Source organism: Flavobacterium sp. 40-81 (genome assembly GCF_001898245.1).
Lineage (GTDB): Bacteria > Bacteroidota > Bacteroidia > Flavobacteriales > Flavobacteriaceae > Flavobacterium > Flavobacterium inviolabile.
This window is the reverse complement of sequence record NZ_MKTM01000008.1, coordinates 14,394-31,522: the sequence shown is the minus strand read 5'-3', so window position 1 is coordinate 31,522 and position 17,129 is coordinate 14,394. Positions and strand designations below refer to the sequence as shown.

Sequence of the window (17,129 nt, the reverse complement as noted above, 5' to 3'; positions counted from 1 at the left end):
TTTTATGACATATTTTTAATTTACCTGATACACCAGTTTCATGGTAATATTGGCAGTTTTCTTTTTGGAAGCCGTATTAAAGGAACCGCCCCAGGAATATTCCTCAGATGAGTTCTGGGCGATGATCTGGAAAACCCCCATATCCGATCGCTTCAATTTACCCAATTTGGCATCGGCATTTTCGGCAATCTTTTCGGCACGGGAATTGGCGTCTTTAGTTGCTTCTGCAATCATTTCCAATTTAAGTGCGGCAAGTTTGGTGTAATAATATTCCGGCGGATTGGAATAAAGTTCCACACCCGAATTGATCAGCTCGGTCACTTCACGCGAAATGCCTTCTACTTTGTCAACCTCTTTACTTTCTATCTGAACATTCTGGGAAAGCGAAAAACCGGTAAAGATTTGCTGACGGGTGTTGCCGTCGTTGTCATAAGTATTTTCAAAATCCTTATTAATATTTACAGCAGAAAAAACAATATTGCTCTCCGGAACTCCTTTTGAAATCAGATAGGATTTGATGATCTCCCGATCTTTATCCAGCGAGGCATAAGCTTCTTTTAAATTCATATTCTTTTTAGAAAAGGAACTGCTCCATACGATCAGATCGGAAACAAAATCTTTTTTACCTAATCCGGTTACACTAATAGTGTCATTGCTTTGGTTTCTGTTCTTAAAAGCACTGGAAAACAGGAACGCCGAGATAACCACTGCAACCGCTATAATGGCTGCATTAAGATTGTTTTTCATAACTAATAAATATTTAATTGTTATAAATGTATGAAATATCGCTATTACTTTCACAAACGTAAAATCTTATTTTTTCTTATTTTTACCAAAACCAAAATAACACATAATGATATTTCAAAATACTCGTGAGTTTGCAAAGCAACTGGATGAAAAAGATGTTTTAGCGAAGTACAGAAGCGAATTTATATTCCCGCAGGTAAATGGTAAACAAGTAATATATTTCACAGGAAACTCTTTGGGATTACAGCCCAAAAGAACAAAAGCCTATGTGGATGAGGTAATGAACGATTGGGGAAACCTGGCTGTGGAAGGACATTTTTATGCAGACAAACCCTGGTGGGATTATCACGAAAGATTTGCGGCACCACTAAGTACCGTTGTAGGAGCGAAACCAGCTGAAGTAACGGTAATGAACACACTGACCGTAAACCTGCACCTGTTAATGGTTACGTTCTACAGACCGACAGCTAAGAAATATAAGATTATATGTGAAGAAAAAGCCTTTCCAAGCGACCAGTATATGTTCCAGAGTCAGGTGCATTTCCACGGATTGGACCCGAAAGATACGATCGTAGAAATCAAACGCAGGGAAGGAGAACACAATATCCGTCTGGAAGATGTGCTGGCAAAAATTGAGGAAGTAGGCGACGAGCTGGCTTTAGTATTAATGGGTGGTGTAAATTACTATACCGGTCAGGTATTTGATATGAAAACCATAACAGAAGCCGGACATAAGCACGGGGCTTACGTTGGATGGGATTTAGCCCACGCTGCCGGAAATATTAAATTGCAGCTGCACGACTGGAATGTGGATTTTGCTGCCTGGTGCAGTTACAAATACATGAACTCCGGACCAGGAAATGCATCAGGCTGTTTTGTACATGAAATGCATCACAACGATACCGACCTGCCGCGTTTTGCCGGATGGTGGGGACATAATAAAGAAAGACGTTTTAAAATGGAACCGCAGTTTGATCCGGTGCGCAGTGCAGACGGATGGCAGATCAGTAATTTACCGGTTTTATCCTTAGCGCCTTATCTGGCTTCAGTGGAAATGTTTGCCGAAGTAGGGATGGACAAACTAATCGAAAAAAGAAACCTGTTAACAGCCTATCTGGAATTTATCTTACAGGAAGTCGATAAAGAAGTAGCTAGCGAATTTGAAGTGATCACACCGTCAAATCCGGAAGAAAGAGCCTGTCAGTTATCCGTGTTCCTGCATGGAGAAGGCAGATCCCTTTTTGAGTACCTGATGAAAAACGGCGTTATTACCGACTGGAGAGAGCCGAATGTGATTCGATTGGCTCCGGCTCCGTTTTACTGTTCTTTTGAAGATATGTATGAATTTGGGCAGATTTTACGCCAGGGGATATTGAAATAGTAAACAAAATAAATATTTTTTGTGTTTTCTCTTCATTTTTAGCTATTTTAGCTGTTAAACTTAACTAAATTTAACTAAAACCTAATTTAAAAATGAAGAGAAGACTACTTAAGTTCGCCTTTGTTTTGTTTTTATTCTCGCTGCAGGCCAATGCCCAGAGTTCTGAAAACGAAAGAGCAGCCAGAGACTTTATAAAGTCGCAGGCAAAAGATTTGGAGATAAAATCGTTTCATGATTTTAATCTGCGATTCAACCGGAAAGGACCTTCAGGAGAAACCTTGCGTTTCCAGCAGACCTTAAACGGGATTCCGGTTTTTGAATCGGAAATTGTGGTTCATTTTTCACCGGATGGAAAAATAACCTATTCTTCTAACAGTTACGATAAAACAGTAACGAATATCAGTGTTTCCCCTCAGTTTAACGACAAAAAAGCAATAAGCATTTCAGACAAGGCGCTGGCATTTGAAGGTGCGATAACGTCACAGGAATGCAAACTGTTTGTATATAATAAACTAGGCAAAACAACCCTGGTGTATAGAGTGGTAACGGCTGCCGAAGACCTGAAAGGACACTGGGAAGCGATCATCGATGCACAAAGCGGAGACATGCTGAGCCTTAAAGATGTTGCCTATTATGCCCATTCGCACAATAAGGATAAAGATAAAAAAGACAAAAAAGAAAAACAATTCGGAAAAAGCATAGCCGGTACGGCACAGTCGGCAACCGGAACAGCCATGATCTTTAACCCGGATCCGTTGTCTGTTGCAGGTGTGGCCTACGGTGGTCAGTATGTAGACAATAATGATGCGACCAATGCACAGCTGGATGCGGCAAGAAGCCAGGTAGAATTGGTTGATATCGAACTTTTGTCCGGTGTTTATAAGCTGAAAAGCCAATATGTGGAAATAAAGAACCTGCAAAACCCAAATACAGGACTTTTTACACAAAACACCAGTTCCTTTATTTTTAACCGGTTCGATGCCGGATTTGAAGCAGTTAATGCCTTCTACCATATCGATAACAGTTTCAGATATATTAACGGAACATTAGGGATTCCTTTGGTACCGCTGCAAAATAACGGCGTGGTATTCTTTGATCCACACAGTTTTAACGGAGCAGATAACTCCAGCTACGGAGGCGGTGCCTTGAATTTTGGTGAAGGTGGTGTTGATGATGCTGAGGATGCCGATGTAATCCTGCACGAATTAGGCCACGGTTTGCACGACTGGCTAACAGGTGGTTCTTTATCGCAGGTTAACGGACTTAGTGAAGGTTCCGGAGATTACTGGGCACAATCCTATAGCCGAAGTTTAAGTCAGTGGACATCTTCTCAGGCGGCTTACCATTATGTATTCAGCTGGGACGGACACAATCCGTTCTGGGCAGGAAGGGTAACCAATTATAATGCTACCTATCCGGGCGGCTTGGTAGGACAAATCCACCAGGACGGGCAAATCTGGGCTACAGCTTTAATGAAAGTGTACGATCAGATCGGAAGAACAAAAGTTGACAAAGCATTTTTAGAAGGTCTGGCAATGACGAATAGTTCTACAAACCAGCAAAATGCAGCCATTGCGGTAAGACAGGCAGCTATCGATATGGGATACAGCTGTCAGGATGTGCAGGCTTTCACAACCCATTTTACAGCTACAGGATATGTATTGCCGGCTTTACCTTTAACCATTCACTGTCCGGGTACGCAAACAGTTAATGCCGGGGGCGGCGGGACTTATGTAGTTCCGGATTATAGCGGACAAACAAGTGCTGTAACGGCAAACTGTAATGCAGTTGTTACCCAGTCGCCGGCAGCCGGAACAGTTGTAAATGTTGGAACACACCAGATTACGATGACCGGAACAAGCGGTACTTCTGTAAGTTGTAATTTCTCATTGGTAGTGGAAGCACCACTGGGAACGGATGATTTTGCAAAACAAAATGTGGCAATCTTCCCGAACCCGGCAAACAATGTGCTGACCATAAAAGGAAACTTTAATGCAGCCGAAGATTTTGCGATCTACAATATGTTAGGACAAAAAGTGCTTGAAAACACTATCGAGAACGGAGAAATCACCCTTGATGTGTCAAAACTGTCAAGTGGAGTATATTCGATATTCTTTAACAACAGTAAAGCCTCTTATAAATTCGTAAAAAAATAATAGGATACTTCTTTTTTACTGATATAATGACCGGATGCAGCTCCGGTCATTTTTTTTGAATATTTTTTCGCAATTATCCTAATGCGCTTATCTTTGTGACGTTAAGTTGTACCATCATCATTAGAAAATTAAAAATGAACAAACAGCAAAAAATAGAAAATTTTGATCCTTCACAACCGGGATTAGCAGATGCAAGTGTATTTGGATTGCCTTTTACAGCAGCAGAAAGCGATATTGTTATTGTTCCGGTTCCCTGGGAAGTTACGGTAAGTTACGGAGCAGGAGCATCGGAAGGACCGGATGCCATTCTGGATGCCTCTTTTCAGGTAGATTTACAGCACCAGGAATTTCCGGAATTATGGAAGTTGGGGATCTATATGGATGAAGCACCCAAACATTGGGAAGAAAATTCAAAAAAGTACAAAAGTCTGGCACAACCGGTAATTGAAGCGTTGGAAAACGGAGAAGATATTGCTACATTTCCTGCTTTGCAAGCCGACCTTGATAAGATTAATAAAGTTTGTAAAGACTTAAAAAATGAAGTGAAGGACCGCGTTTTACATTGGATGAAACAAGGTAAAAAAGTAGCTTTATTGGGTGGTGACCACAGTACACCATTAGGATATTATGAAGCCTTGGCTTCCCAGCATGAGAATTTTGGTATTTTACATCTGGATGCACACATGGATTTGCGTATTGCTTATGAAGGATTTACCTATTCGCATGCTTCCATTATGTACAATGCTTTGCAGATCCCGCAGATATCTAAAATTGTTCAGGTGGGAATCAGGGATTTTTGTGAACAGGAAGTAGAAGTGGCCAAAAATGCCGGAAACAGGGTTTTGGTTCATACCGATATGGATCTGAAAGCAGAAACGTTTGAAGGCAAAACCTGGTTACAGCAATGTGATGATATCATTGCTTCCCTGCCGGAAAAAGTATGTATCTCTTTCGATATTGACGGAATGTATCCCTGGTACTGCCCGAATACAGGAACACCGGTTCCGGGTGGTTTCTCTTTTGAACAGGCGGCTTATTTGTTAAGCCGATTGGCCGATACCAATAAAGAAATCATCGGATTCGACCTGGTTGAAGTAGCACCGGGAGAAGATGACTGGGACGGTAATGTCGGCGCAAGAATGCTATTCCACATGTGTGGTGTTTTTGCAAAATCACAAAAAATGAAAGTAGGCGAGAAGATTACATTCAACCGATAAAAAAAAATCCCCGATTGGGGATTTTTCTATTTTCAGGGCTTTCTTCCGGTTGCTAATCGGTACAGTACACCAACAATTGCCAGGATAAGCAATACATGGATTAAATTGCCGACAGCTTCCCTGAATCCGAAATACCCAACTAACCATCCGAGTAATAAGATAACCACAATCAACCAAATTAAATCTCTCATAATTAATAGTTTTTAAGTTATTTCTTTAAAATTATTAATATTTATTCTTTTTAGCTTGAATTTTAATAAAAAATTAAGGTTAACGCGCTTTTTTGTGTAATTAATTGAATGGCGCTTTTTGCAGGGCTTTTTTAAAAGTGAAAAATATGATAAAATCAGTATAAAACGGCTTCAGTTCTTAATTATTAAGTATTTTTACGCCAATTATTTAGAAGTAAATTTCATGCAAACGCACCAACGAATAGCTATAGTCGGTTCAGGATTAGTAGGGACATTATTAGCGATTTATCTAAAAAAAGAAGGACATACCGTCCATGTATACGACAGGAGTCCGGATGTGAGGAACATACAGTTTTCAGGAAGGTCGATAAATTTAGCAATGTCAGATCGTGGCTGGAAAGCTTTGGATGGAGCGGGAATTGGCGACAGAATAAGAAAAGTGGCGATACCAATGGATAAAAGAGCCATCCATCTTGCCGATAAGCCATTGGCTTTTCAAAACTACGGTATTGATGGTGAAAGTATCTACTCCATATCAAGAGGAGGATTAAACCGCCTGATGTTAACCCTGGCGGAAGAAGTGGGAGTGGAATTTTTCTTCGAGAAAAAAATATGGGATGTCACTCTTTCTGATGCGACCTTACATATCGGGGAAACCGAAAAAGGTGCATGGGAAGAAGTAAAATATGACAAAGTATTTGGTGCCGACGGAGCTTTTTCCCGAGTGCGACACCGGATGCAGCGACAAAACCGGTTTGATTATTCCCAGGACTTTCTGGATACCGGTTATAAAGAACTGAACATTCCGGCAAATCCGGACGGAACCCATAAACTGGATAAAAACTCCTTTCATATATGGCCAAGAGGGGCTTTTATGCTGATTGCACTGCCCAATATGGATGGCAGTTTTACCTGTACGCTGTTCATGCCGTTTGAAGGAGAAAACTCATTCGAATCATTAAACGACAGACAGGCGGTTCAGGATTTCTTCCAGAAACACTTCCCGGATACCATTAATGTGATTCCGGAATTGGTAAACGACTTCTTTAAAAATCCAACCAGTTCACTGGTAACGATGAAATGCTATCCGTGGACGTATACCGATAAGGTAGCGTTGATAGGGGATGCGGCTCATGCAATAGTTCCTTTTTACGGACAGGGGATGAACGCCGGATTTGAAGATATTACCAGTTTAGCGGAGTTGATGAAAGAGTATGGCGACGATTGGGAAACTATTTTTAAACAATACCAGATAATCAGAAAACCAAATGCTGACGCTATTGCGGAATTATCTTATCGCAACTTTATGGAGATGAGTACCAAAACAGCCGATGATAAATTTTTACTGCAAAAGAAAATTGAAAAATGGTTTGCGATCAGGCATCCTGAAAAATGGCTGCCGCTATACGACAGGGTAACCTTTAGCCACCGTCCGTATGCGGAAGCTTTAGCGATAGGGAACCATCAAAATGCCATTATGGAAGAGATTATGAGATTGCCGGGCATTGAGCATAACTGGGAAACGGAAGAAGTTGAGCATAAAATATTGGCACTGCTAAAGCAGGCATTATAAATAGAAACAAAAAAGTCGTGTCGTATAATTTATAAGACACGACTTTTTTGTTTTCGGGCTTATGCTTCCCGGTGCACGGCATCTACTGTAAAGGCCGGTTTGCAAACGGAAAGATAGTCGCAGGCTTCATCAAACGGGTTGGAATACTGGACCCGGGTGTTCTTTTCGATCTTAATGGATTGTCCGGCTTCCAGGATGATCGTTTCGCCGTCAATGATAAATTGTTTCTTTCCTTTTATAATATAGGTGTATTCGTCAAATTCGGGCGTTTGAAACGGCTCACTCCAGTGTGGCGGTGCAACCATGTGGGCAATTGAAATTTCAGCATTGCCTGTCGAGGCATTGCCATGATGCTCTTCGATTAGTTTACCGTCGTCTGTTGGAACAACAAACGGATTGTTTTGGATATAATATTTTTTCATTTTGTACTATTTTTTAAATATAAAGTAAACGGCCAGGACTAAAAAGCAAAAGCCAACGGCGTGATTCCACCGGAAAGTTTCGTTTTTGAAAAAAAGCAAAGAAAAAATAACGAAAACAACCAAAGTGATAACCTCCTGGATCACTTTTAACTGCATAAGGCTAAACGGACCACCGTTGCCATCAAAGCCTACCCTGTTTGCCGGTACCTGAAAGCAGTACTCAAATAGGGCGAGTCCCCAGCTGATTAAAACTACCGTTATCAAACCGGCGTTTTCAAACCATTTCAGTTCCTTGAATTTTAAATGTCCGTACCAGGCCAGTGTCATAAAAACATTGGAGAGGATCAGTAATCCGATAGTGATGTACCCTTTCATAATTATTTTTTAAACATTTTGGATAGTATTCCGAAAGCGCCTCTTATAAATGTCGCGCTGGTCAGGACTTTTACAATCGGATTCATGGCGCTGCTCTGGCGGGTTGCCGTGCTTTTCTGTGCTTTTTCTTCGGCTTGTTTTTCTGCTTCTTTTGCAGCCACTTCCTGTGCGGATTCTATTTTTTTATTCAGTATTTCATAAGCACTTTCCCGGTCGATGGTTTCCTGGTATTTTTTGACCAGTTTGGAATTGCTGTTGATGGTGTCAATTTCAGCTGGTGTCAGGATATCCATTCTGCTCATCGGGGAACGAAGCATACAGGCTGCTAAGGGTGTCGGGATCCCTTTTTCGTTTAAAGCGGTTACAAAAGCCTCGCCAATACCCAATTGGGTTATGACTTCGTCGGTTTTGTAAAACTCGGAAATCGGGTAGTTTTCAGCAGTCATTTTAATGGCTTTCCGGTCGTTAGCGGTAAAAGCGCGCAGTGCGTGCTGGATTTTTAATCCTAATTGCGCCAATACGCCATTCGGAACATCGGTAGGATTCTGGGTGATAAAATAAATACCGATGCCTTTGGAACGGATTAGTTTTACAATTGTTTCGATCTGATCCAGTAATGCTTTGCTGGCCTGGTCGAATATTAAATGCGCCTCATCAATGAAAATAACCAGCTCCGGTCTTCCGCTATCGCCCTGTTCCGGCATCTGGCCGTAAATTTCGGCTAAAAGCGAAAGCATAAAAGTGGAGAATAATTTCGGTTTGTCCTGTATGTCCGTCAGCCGGATAATGTTTATATAGCCGTTTCCATTGCTGTCAATCCGCATCAGATCGTCAATTTCAAACGACAATTCCCCGAAAAATAAATCGGCTCCCTGCTGCTCCAGTTCAATTACTTTTCTCAGGATGGAACCGGTAGAAGAAGTGGAGATCCGGCCGTATTCTTTTTCAAATTCGGCTTTGCCTTCTTCGGTGGCATATTGCAGCAGTTTTTTAAAGTCTTTTAAATCCAGCAGTGGTATCTGGTTGTCGTCACAATATTTGAAAATGATGGAAACAACGCCGCTTTGGGTGTCGTTCAGGTCCAGGATACGTGAAAATAAAACCGGGCCAAACTCAGAAACGGTGGCTCTTAAGCGTACGCCGTTTTGCGACGACAGGCTCATTAGTTCCACAGGGAAAGCCTTTGTTTCGTAAGGAATTCCGATCTTTTCATGGCGTTCGGTTATAAACGATTTTTCTTCACCGGGCATGGCAATGCCGCTAAAATCACCTTTAATGTCCATCATCAGTACCGGAATACCGTTTTGCGATAACTGTTCCGAAAGTACCTGTATGGTTTTGGTCTTTCCGGTTCCCGTTGCTCCGGCAATAAGACCGTGACGGTTAAGGGTTTTAAGAGGGATTTTGATTTGAGTATTCGGAACGGATTCACCGTTTAAAATAGCTCCTCCAAGTACGATATGTTCACCTTTACAATCGTAACCTGCGTTTATAGCATCTGAAAATTTTGTAGCTGTCATCTTTTGTTGTAGCAATAGTATTACGGATCGTGTTTATACAAATATACGAATCCGATTCTATAAAATATGCGGATCCGGAATATTCAAAATTGTATCTTTTTTAAAAAATTATAGAAAAAAGCAAGAATGAAAAAGAATAATAGTAACATTAAAGCGTTATTAATTTAAACTTATGTTAATGGTGGCGGGTGGAATTATAAAGAAAAGTATAGGGATTGTTAAATAATTTATTGTTAACACTTAAAAAAAATGCTTTTTATTTTTTTATTTACTCTAAAAACATAAATTTGCGAATCTTATAAGACGAGAATATTCATTTTGTAAGAAGGTAGTTATAATAAAATCAAAAAACTAAAAATTAAAAAAAATGACAAAAGTATCTAACGAAAATGTTGGGAAAGGAGCTAGCTCTAATGGATCAAGTGTATTTGCAGGTTTAGCAATTGTAATCTGTATTTTAGTCGGAGTTCTTATTTGGAAATATGTAATGGGTGCACCATCGAATTTCATCAATAACGACCCTAATGGTCATCCGCTACCTGGAAACTATTTAGGAATGGTTTACAAAGGAGGATTTATCGTTCCGGTGTTGATGGGATTATTTTTGATGACTGTTGTGTTTTCAATTGAGAGATTCTTCGTTATTTCAAAAGCAGCTGGAAAAGGGAATGTTGAAACTTTCGTTAAAAATATTCAGGTATTAATTAACCAAGGTAAAATTGATGAGGCTATCGCTGAGTGTGATACTCAAAAAGGTTCAGTAGCTAACGTTGTTAGAGCTGGTTTAACAAAATACCAAGAGGTTAAAAAAGAAGGTTTTGATAGTGAGAAAGCTACAGAAACTATTCAAAAAGAAATCGAAGAGGCAACTTCTTTAGAGATGCCAATGTTAGAGAAAAACTTAACAATTATTGCGACATTAGTATCAATTGGTACGTTGATGGGACTATTAGGAACGGTATCAGGTATGATTAAAGCGTTCTCTGGATTAGCAGCAGCTGGAGCTCCGGATCAGGCAGCATTGGCAACTGGTATCTCTGAGGCACTTATTAATACAGCAACTGGTATTGGTACTTCTACACTAGCTATTATTGCTTATAACATCTTTACTTCTAAGATTGATAAATTAACTTATTCTATTGACGAGGCTGGTTTTGCTATCACGCAAACTTACAGACGTTTCAAAGCGCGTAACAACGCATAATTATAAGGTAATTTAATAACAAATTGCAAACGGGATAGCGGAATGATGTTTCGACTATCAGGTTTGGAATTAAAAAATCTAAAAGAAAATGGCTAAAGCAAAAATGTCAAAGAAAAGCACAAGAATAGATATGACTGCGATGTGTGACGTAGCATTCTTGTTGTTATCTTTCTTTGTAATGACGTCTACGGCAAAGCTCCCAGAGCCGCTTCCGGTGGATACGCCTGCTTCTACAGTACAAACAAAATTGCCGGATGCTGATTTGGCAACAATTACCGTAGGAAAGGAAAAAGTATTCTTTGGAGTAGTAGGTAAGGATGTAAGAATGCTTACTTTGTCAAAGATGGGAGAAAAATATAATGTGAAGTTCACAGATGAAGAAGCTAAGAAATTTTCACTTATAGATGGTTTTGGAGTGCCTATCGGAAATTTAAAGCAATTGATCGCTTTAAACGGAGAAGAGCGTAACAAAGAAGGTCTTCAGCCTGGAATCCCATACGATTCTATTGATAACCAATTAAGAGAATGGATTCTGGCTGCTCGTAATGCGACAAAAGAAATAAACAATACTGAGCTTAAGATCGCTATCAAGGGAGATGCTAAAGAAGAATATCCTACTGTTAAAAAAGTAATTGATATTCTTCAAGACCAAAAAGTAAATAAATTCTTCTTGGTTACCGGTTTAAGAAGCGAAGATTTTTAATTAAAAAATAAACTGTAGAAATGGCAGAATTAAATACAGGCGACGGCGGCGGTAAAGGCAAGAAAGTAAGAAGTAAAAAACAAAACGCCGGTGTCGATTTGACAGCGATGGTGGATTTGGCATTCTTATTGATTACTTTCTTTATGTTAACGACTTCGTTGTCAAAACCTCAGTCAATGAATCTGGCAATGCCGGATAAAACGCCAAAGGATAAGCCGCAGGTTGAGCTAACTATTCCTGATGACCGTTCGTTGACAATTTTGATAGGAAAAGATAATAAAATCCTATGGTTCAAAGGACAGCCTGCATCACCTTTAGAAGGTCCTACAGCTGTAGCTTTTGGTAAAGATGGGATTCGTAAGGTAATATTGGATCAGATTCAGAAAGTAAAAGGAATTTATGGAGCTGACCCTAAAAAAGGATTAATCGTTGTAATTAAACCTTCTAAGAAATCAAACTATAAAAACTTAGTGGATATTTTAGATGAGATGGCGATTACATCTGTTCCGACTTATGCGATTGTTGATATTACACCAGACGAACTTAAAATGTTAGATAAAGAAGGAATTAATTAATTCTTTCCGGACTAATTAAAAAAACTAAATTATGTCAAGATTAAACATATTTAAAAAAGGGTGGATTGATATGGTTTTTGAAGGCCGTAACAAAGCCTATGGTGCTTATCAATTACGTTCAGAGAACCCTAAAACTACAACAAGAGCACTTTTTCTTGGAATAGTTTTATTCGGTTCTGCAGTAAGTGCTCCTTTGATCATGCGATTTATCTCTGAGAATATCGGTGTTGAGAAAAAGGAAAACATGGACAAGGTAATTGAAACAGCATTATTGCCACCACCGCCAAAAGATGAAATTTTACCACCACCACCACCACCGGAGCCACCAAAGTCTGTAAACGACCAGGTGAAATTCCCTCCGCCGAAAGTGGTTGATAAAAAATTAGTGCGTGACGAAGATCCGCCAACGGTTAAAGATTTGGAAACTGCCGATCCTGGACAAAAAAATGTTAAAGGAGATAAAGAAGCAGGAGATATCCTGATCGACAAACCAGCGGGTGACGGGCCTAAAAACTCGGATATCGTTGACGATGGAAATAAAGTATTCTTTACTGTAGAAGTTCCGCCGGAATTTCCAGGAGGTATGGCTGGTTTCAACAAATACGTTCAGAAAAACTTCAGAGCTCCTGATGTTGATGAAGGTGTTAAAACATTAAGAGTTATTGTTGGTTTCGTTGTTGAAAGAGACGGATCATTAACAGACATTAAAGTTTTAAGAGATCCGGGATACGGAATGGGTAAAGAAGCGATCCGTATGTTGCAGAATGCACCAAAATGGAAAGCCGGAGTTCAAAATGGTAGAGCGGTACGTGTAGCGTATAACTTGCCAATCACTATTCAAGTAGGAGAATAATTCTATGAATATATTTCAAATTTTTAAGCAGAAATCGCCTAAACAGCGATTTCTGTTTGTTTTAGGACTTATCTTCTTGTGTTTGTATGTCTTTATGGGACTGACTTTGATTATATGGAAATCAATGCCCATTGAGCTTTCCTATACAAGAAGAGTAATACTGGCAATTTTATTGATGATTTATGCCGCTTTCCGGTTTTTCCGTTTAATGCAGCAGGAAGATTAACCAAATATTAGGTTTAATTTCACGTTTTTAAGGTTTTGTAAAATAAAAAAAGGACTAACTTTGTAGCTATGGCTATTGCAGCTTAAATGTTTTTGATGAAAAAGATTGCTTTAAAATTATCTGTTTTACTTGGAGTGGCTTTCCTGACATTCCAAATGGGGTGTAAGAAACCAAGTGACAATCCGGAAGAAATTGAAGAAACACCTGTTTCGGGAAAAGCGACCGTTTCGGTTGAAGAAACGATCTTTCCGATAATGGAAGACGAAGTGATTATCTTTGAAAATGATTACAATCGTGCAAAGATTGAATTGCATAAAAAAACGGAAACCGAAATACTAAAATCTATTTTTCAGAATAGTTCGCAGGTGGTTGTACTGCCACGAACGTTAGACTCTGTCGAACTGAAGAATTTCAAAAGTAAAAGCATTATACCGCGTATTACGGAAATCGGAACCGATGCCTTAGCTTTTATCGTAAATGCTAAAGAAAAAGATTCCACCATCACCACTGAGGAAATTGTAGCAGTGATGCTGGGGAAAAAATCTACAAGAATCAAAAACCTGGTCTTTGATAATGCCAATTCAAGTTCCGTGAGAACAATCAGAGAATTGGCCAATGTACAGGTATTACCAAAAGAAGGTGTCTTTTCCTTAAACTCAAATGAAGAATTAATCAGGCATATTGCTGCTAACCCGGGAACAGTAGGAGTTGTTGGCGTAAACTGGCTGCTTCAGGCACCAAAAGACCTTCAGCCTTATGTTGAAAATGTTAAAGTTTTAGGGGTTAACAACAATAAACTGAAAGATAATAAGTTCTATAAACCAACGCAAAGCGCTATTGCTAAAGGTGATTATCCGATTACGCGAAAGCTGTATTTGTTAAATTTTCAGGGAACCACCGGTTTAGGCATGGGGTTTGCATCTTTTGTTGCAGGGAATAAAGGACAGCGGATTATTTTAAAATCCGGATTAGTTCCCGCAATAATGCCAAGTAGAGAAATACTGGTTAAGGATAAATAGAAGAAACCAAATAATAATAAATAACAATAAAAATGAAGAATGTAAAAGTTTTTACTTTGTTACTGTCTGTGATTGGTACTGCCACTTTTGCACAGGATTTGGAACAAGCAAAAAAAGCAGTTGATGCAGAGCAATATGACAAGGCAAAAAAAATATTAAAATCTTTAGTGGCTTCTGATGCCAATAACGGTAGAAATTTTTTCTATTTAGGAGATTTGTATTTGAATGAGAAATCTGTGGATTCGGCTAAAATCTATTTTGAAAAAGGATTAGCAGCTAAAGATAAAGGAGCACTTAACTATATCGGACTTGGGGAAATGAACCTTGACAATGGGGATGGTTTCGGAGCGGAAGCTAATTTTGCCAAAGCAACAAAAGATATTAAAAAGAAAGATACAGAAGAATTTTTGTTAATCGGTAGAGCTTACATTAAGTCGGATCGTCCGGACTTTAAAAAAGCGATCGAAAGCCTGAAAAAAGTACTGGTTGTTGATCCTAAATCGGCTCAGGCCTATTTGAGCTTAGGTGATGCTTACTATGGCGATCGTAACATAAACGAGTCGTACAGTGCTTACCGTAATGCCTACGATTATGATAATACGTTGTTGCTTGCAAAAGTAAAATTAGCAGCGATTACAAAAAATACAAAAGCCTTCCCGGAAGCAGTAAAAGCGTTTAACGAAATTGTAGCCATCAACCCGAACTTCGGACCGGTTTACAGAGAGTTAGCAGAAACGTACTATTACTGGGGTGCCAGTGAAACAACAAACTATAATGCTTATGTGAAAAAAGCATTGGAGTACTATGAGAAATACATGAGCCTTACTGATTACTCTTTAGAGTCCCGTATGCGTCATGCCGATTTCTTAATCCTGGCAAAAGACTATAAAGCATTGGAAGCAGAAGCTAAAAAAATGCAACAGCTGGATAAAGTGAATCCAAGAATCTTACGTTATCTGGGATATTCTGCTCATGAGAACGGAAACCACCAGGAAAGTGTAAAAGCATTAAATGAATTTATTGCAAAAGCAGAAGCTAAGAAAATCATCGCCAGAGATTACCTGTATTTAGGATTAGCTAAAATCGGATTGTCTAAAAAGGCAGATGGAAAATCGTATGATAAAACGTTCTTTGACGAAGGAGTAGTTGAAATCAACAAAGCGGTAGAAAAAGATCCGGTTATTGCCAGCGAATTAAACGAGTTTGGTTTAAAACTATTCAAAGAGAAATTCTACAGAGAGTCTGGTAAAATCTTTGAAGTAGCGGTTAAAAATCCAAAATCGAAAAACTATTTGTATGATAACTTCTATTTAGGATATTCGTTATACTTCAATTATGATGAGAAAACATCTCCTAAAGACGAGTTGACTAAAGCAGATCTTGCCTTTACAAATGTAATTGCAGCATCGCCGACAACTCAGGATGCACACTTATACAAAGCGAAAGTTAACCGTATTATCGATACTCCGGAATCTAAAAAAGTAATGGTGGGTTCTTATGAAGAATACATCAAAATTGTAAAAGAAAAAGGAGAAACGGAAAAAGCTAAAAACAACCTGATAGAAGCATATACTTATGTTGGGGCTTATTATGCTAATAACGGTGATAAAGCAAAAGCAGTAGAAAACTTACAGGCACTTTTAGTATTGGAGCCCGGTAATAAATATGCTACAGACACGTTGAAAAAATTGTAATCCGGAGGGATTTCGAAATACAAAGCAAACCCGGTAACAGTGTTACCGGGTTTTTTTATTTGAGAATGCCGGCCCGGATAATAAACTTTAGTTAATTATGGTTAAGCTTTTTAAGATTTCAAATTATAAAGTTTTCAAAATAACTATCTTTGCAGACTATTTTAGAAACACATGCTTAAAAAAGAAATTCAATTAGCGGTAGAAAGAGGCGAAATGTTGCCTTTAATGGAGGAATTTTACACCATTCAGGGTGAAGGCTATCATACCGGTACAGCGGCTTATTTTATACGGATAGGCGGTTGTGACGTAGGATGCCATTGGTGTGACGTAAAGGAAAGCTGGAATGCCGAACTGCATCCGCCAACAGCAACGGATCTGATTGTTGAGAATGCAAAAAAATATGCCGAAACCGTTGTTATAACAGGTGGAGAACCGTTAACGTGGGACATGACTACGCTAACCCGTAAATTAAAAGAAAAGAACCTTCGGGTACATATCGAAACCTCCGGAGCCTATCCTTTAACGGGAACCTGGGACTGGATTTGTTTGTCGCCAAAAAAGACAAAACTTCCTAAGGATGAAGTCTATGAAAATGCACATGAACTAAAAGTGATTATTCACAACAAACACGATTTTCTTTTTGCCGAAGAGCAGGCTGCTAAAGTAAACAGCAAGGCTATATTGTTCTTACAGCCGGAATGGAGTAAGAAAGAGGAAATGACACCGCTAATCGTGGATTACGTGATGAACAACCCCAAATGGCGCGTATCATTACAGACGCATAAATATTTGAATATTCCATAAAATAGTTTACTTTTATCCTGGTTAATTAACAAAATAACGATGAAAAAAATAGTATTAACATTTGCCTTTGTTTTAGCAGCGCAAATAGGAATGGCCCAAACGAATGAGGCTTTCAAAAAAGATGTATTAAAAGTGATCGATGTTACCGGTTCTGCGGGACAAATGAAGCTTGTTAAGGATCAGATCATCAAAATGATCCCTAAAGAAAAACAAGCTGCTTTCCTGGTAGAATTTGAAGCAACTTTACCGTCGCTATACGATAAAATCGCAAATGTTTATATGCAGGAATATACTCACGATGATATCAAACAGATCTTGAAATTTTACGAAACTCCGATTGGTAAAAAAATGACTGAAAAAGCGGGTGTTATCGCAGAGAAAAACATGACAGCAAGCCAGGAGTGGGGAAGCTCATTACAAGGAATGATGATGAAATACATGCAATAAGCACTGTAGCAACAATAAAAAA

The 17,129-nt window shown here is 39.1% G+C and carries 18 protein-coding genes; 13 read left to right on the top strand and 5 right to left on the bottom strand.

The window, feature by feature from the left end; translation table 11 throughout:
• Window positions 1-15 precede the first annotated feature (15 nt).
• Window positions 16-747 (bottom strand): SIMPL domain-containing protein, encoded by a 732-nt coding sequence (locus BGO42_RS01515; RefSeq protein WP_273245621.1) that lies wholly within the window; start codon window positions 745-747, stop codon window positions 16-18.
• A gap of 106 nt (window positions 748-853) precedes the next feature.
• On the opposite strand from BGO42_RS01515, the gene kynU reads away from it, so the two are divergent.
• The 3 genes from kynU to BGO42_RS01500 all read left to right on the top strand — a co-directional run bounded on the left by kynU (window position 854) and on the right by BGO42_RS01500 (window position 5,501).
• Complete coding sequence (gene kynU / locus BGO42_RS01510; RefSeq protein WP_177732153.1) at window positions 854-2,128, top strand: kynureninase; 1,275 nt, start codon at window positions 854-856, stop codon at window positions 2,126-2,128.
• 92 nt (window positions 2,129-2,220) lie between these two features.
• The gene (locus BGO42_RS01505; protein ID WP_273245624.1) at window positions 2,221-4,284 is read left to right on the top strand and encodes a T9SS type A sorting domain-containing protein; all 2,064 of its coding nucleotides are present in this window, start codon (window positions 2,221-2,223) and stop codon (window positions 4,282-4,284) included.
• A 134-nt stretch (window positions 4,285-4,418) separates the two neighbouring features.
• A complete protein-coding gene (locus tag BGO42_RS01500; RefSeq protein WP_177732159.1) occupies window positions 4,419-5,501 on the top strand; it encodes an agmatinase family protein in 1,083 nt (360 codons plus the stop codon).
• Window positions 5,502-5,533: 32 nt separating this feature from the next.
• Here BGO42_RS01500 and BGO42_RS01495 read toward each other — a convergent pair whose 3' ends face one another.
• On the bottom strand, window positions 5,534-5,692 hold the full coding sequence (locus BGO42_RS01495; RefSeq protein ID WP_177732162.1) for a lmo0937 family membrane protein: 159 nt from the start codon (window positions 5,690-5,692) through the stop codon (window positions 5,534-5,536).
• Window positions 5,693-5,915: 223 nt separating this feature from the next.
• On the opposite strand from BGO42_RS01495, the gene BGO42_RS01490 reads away from it, so the two are divergent.
• Entirely contained in the window at window positions 5,916-7,265 is a 1,350-nt protein-coding gene (locus BGO42_RS01490; protein WP_273245625.1) for an FAD-dependent oxidoreductase, read from the top strand.
• A gap of 59 nt (window positions 7,266-7,324) precedes the next feature.
• On the opposite strand, the gene BGO42_RS01485 is transcribed toward BGO42_RS01490, so the two are convergent.
• The 3 genes from BGO42_RS01485 to BGO42_RS01475 are packed head-to-tail and all read right to left on the bottom strand — an operon-like array spanning window position 7,325 to window position 9,582.
• Window positions 7,325-7,687, bottom strand: a complete 363-nt coding sequence (locus BGO42_RS01485) for a cupin domain-containing protein (RefSeq protein ID WP_273245627.1) — start codon at window positions 7,685-7,687, stop codon at window positions 7,325-7,327.
• A 6-nt stretch (window positions 7,688-7,693) separates the two neighbouring features.
• A complete protein-coding gene (locus BGO42_RS01480) occupies window positions 7,694-8,062 on the bottom strand; it encodes a DMT family protein (RefSeq protein ID WP_273245629.1) in 369 nt (122 codons plus the stop codon).
• Between the two features lie 2 nt (window positions 8,063-8,064).
• Complete coding sequence (locus tag BGO42_RS01475; RefSeq protein WP_273245631.1) at window positions 8,065-9,582, bottom strand: helicase HerA-like domain-containing protein; 1,518 nt, start codon at window positions 9,580-9,582, stop codon at window positions 8,065-8,067.
• Window positions 9,583-9,949: 367 nt separating this feature from the next.
• Between BGO42_RS01475 and BGO42_RS01470 the strand changes: the two genes are divergently transcribed.
• From BGO42_RS01470 to BGO42_RS01430, 9 genes are all read left to right on the top strand, one after another.
• A complete protein-coding gene (locus tag BGO42_RS01470; RefSeq protein ID WP_177732177.1) occupies window positions 9,950-10,786 on the top strand; it encodes a MotA/TolQ/ExbB proton channel family protein in 837 nt (278 codons plus the stop codon).
• 88 nt (window positions 10,787-10,874) lie between these two features.
• Window positions 10,875-11,489, top strand: a complete 615-nt coding sequence (locus tag BGO42_RS01465; RefSeq protein ID WP_273245633.1) for an ExbD/TolR family protein — start codon at window positions 10,875-10,877, stop codon at window positions 11,487-11,489.
• Window positions 11,490-11,509: 20 nt separating this feature from the next.
• Window positions 11,510-12,064 (top strand): ExbD/TolR family protein, encoded by a 555-nt coding sequence (locus BGO42_RS01460; protein WP_273245634.1) that lies wholly within the window; start codon window positions 11,510-11,512, stop codon window positions 12,062-12,064.
• A gap of 31 nt (window positions 12,065-12,095) precedes the next feature.
• Window positions 12,096-12,917 carry an energy transducer TonB gene (locus BGO42_RS01455; protein WP_177732186.1) on the top strand — a complete coding sequence of 274 codons (822 nt, stop codon included), beginning with the start codon at window positions 12,096-12,098 and terminating at the stop codon, window positions 12,915-12,917.
• A gap of 4 nt (window positions 12,918-12,921) precedes the next feature.
• Complete coding sequence (locus BGO42_RS01450) at window positions 12,922-13,143, top strand: hypothetical protein (protein WP_246297045.1); 222 nt, start codon at window positions 12,922-12,924, stop codon at window positions 13,141-13,143.
• 95 nt (window positions 13,144-13,238) lie between these two features.
• Complete coding sequence (locus BGO42_RS01445; RefSeq protein WP_273245637.1) at window positions 13,239-14,162, top strand: PstS family phosphate ABC transporter substrate-binding protein; 924 nt, start codon at window positions 13,239-13,241, stop codon at window positions 14,160-14,162.
• Window positions 14,163-14,194: 32 nt separating this feature from the next.
• Window positions 14,195-15,856, top strand: coding sequence for a tetratricopeptide repeat protein (locus tag BGO42_RS01440; RefSeq protein WP_273245639.1), 1,662 nt, complete (start codon window positions 14,195-14,197; stop codon window positions 15,854-15,856).
• A 171-nt stretch (window positions 15,857-16,027) separates the two neighbouring features.
• Window positions 16,028-16,660: a 7-carboxy-7-deazaguanine synthase QueE gene (locus BGO42_RS01435; RefSeq protein ID WP_273245641.1), complete on the top strand. Its 633-nt coding sequence runs from the start codon at window positions 16,028-16,030 to the stop codon at window positions 16,658-16,660.
• 39 nt (window positions 16,661-16,699) lie between these two features.
• Window positions 16,700-17,107, top strand: a complete 408-nt coding sequence (locus tag BGO42_RS01430) for a DUF2059 domain-containing protein (protein WP_177732197.1) — start codon at window positions 16,700-16,702, stop codon at window positions 17,105-17,107.
• Window positions 17,108-17,129 lie beyond the last annotated feature (22 nt).